General features: G+C 64.8%; 1 protein-coding gene. It reads left to right on the plus strand.

The genetic code is table 11. The features are described 5' to 3' along the window. Nucleotides 1-493, plus strand: a 493-nt coding sequence (locus M3I56_RS40840; RefSeq protein ID WP_254358721.1) for an aldo/keto reductase, incomplete at its 5' end; no start/stop codon positions are given. Nucleotides 494-630 lie beyond the last annotated feature (137 nt).

A 630-nucleotide genomic window follows, 5' to 3' on the forward strand; every position in this document is an offset into this window, starting at 1 on the left:
GATCGGCGCGTCGAACTACACGGGTGCGCGCGTCGAGGAAGCGCTCGCGGTTTCGACGAAGTCCGGCCTGCCCGCGTACCAGATCATCCAGCCCGAATACAACCTGTACGACCGCGCCCGGTACGAGGCCGATCTCGAACCGGTGGCCATGGCGCAGAAGCTTGCGGTCGTGCCCTATTACAGTCTCGCGAGCGGCTTTCTCTCGGGCAAGTACCGTTCGCGTGAGGATCTCGCGAAGAGCACGCGTGGCTCGCGCGTCGAGAAGTACCTCGATCACCGCGGTATCCGGATCCTCGCGGCGCTCGACTATGTGGCCGAGCGTCACGGCAGCACGCTCGCGGCGGTTGCGCTGGCGTGGCTGATCGCGCGCCCGAGCATTACCGCGCCGATCGCGAGCGCGACCTCGCTGGATCAGCTGGAGAGCCTCGCGGCGGCGGTACGGTTGAAGCTCGATCCCGCCGACATCCAGGCGCTCAACGACGCGAGCGCCTGACGGCAAAGGCATTAACCCAGGTGTCCTAATTGACAGGGCGGGCGCGGCGGCCGTGGCAAGCCGCGCAAGTCCCTGAGTAGAATCAAGAAACCCTGGTCGGGCAGATCTTTTCCTGATATGATTGGGAGTGAATTGAG

Origin of the sequence: Paraburkholderia sp. CNPSo 3281 (assembly GCF_024206515.1) — a bacterium.
Taxonomy (GTDB): domain Bacteria; phylum Pseudomonadota; class Gammaproteobacteria; order Burkholderiales; family Burkholderiaceae; genus Paraburkholderia; species Paraburkholderia nodosa.